At 59.0% G+C, this 444-nt stretch carries 1 protein-coding gene; it reads right to left on the reverse strand.

Annotated elements, in window-relative coordinates; translation table 11 throughout:
- Positions 1–347: 347 nt before the first annotated feature.
- The coding region (locus JOY50_RS28560; protein ID WP_243056161.1) for an IS3 family transposase at positions 348–444 on the reverse strand (97 nt) is incomplete at its 5' end.

Here is a 444-nt window from a genome sequence, read left to right on the forward strand (position 1 = left end):
TAGATGCTGTGCAAGACAGTTGCCCCCACAGGTACTGCATATGCCTGAAGCCTGCCCGACTACCCGTGGGAGCGGGCATGCCCGCGAAGAATCCAGCGCGGAGGATGGCACCGGCTTCGCCGGTGTTCGCGGGGCAAGCCCGCTCCCACAATGATCGCGCTAGCTTTTAGATGTTGTGCAGGACAGTTGCCCCCACAGGTACTGCATATCCCTGAAGCCTGCGCGATTACCTGTGGGAGCGGGTTTACCCGCGAAGAATCCAACACGGTGAATGGCACCGGCTGCGCCGGTGTTCGCGGCTAAAGCCGCTCCCACAGTGTGGACTGCCCCCGAAAAGTTGGACAGCTTCAGCTAGCAGCCTCAGCAGCATGGGCCCTGTATTTCACAGGGCTCATGCCATTGAGCTTTAGCTTGATACGGTCATGGTTGTAGTAGTGGATGTAC

Source organism: Pseudomonas sp. BP01, from assembly GCF_022760795.1.
GTDB classification, from domain to species: Bacteria; Pseudomonadota; Gammaproteobacteria; order Pseudomonadales; family Pseudomonadaceae; genus Aquipseudomonas; species Aquipseudomonas putida_Q.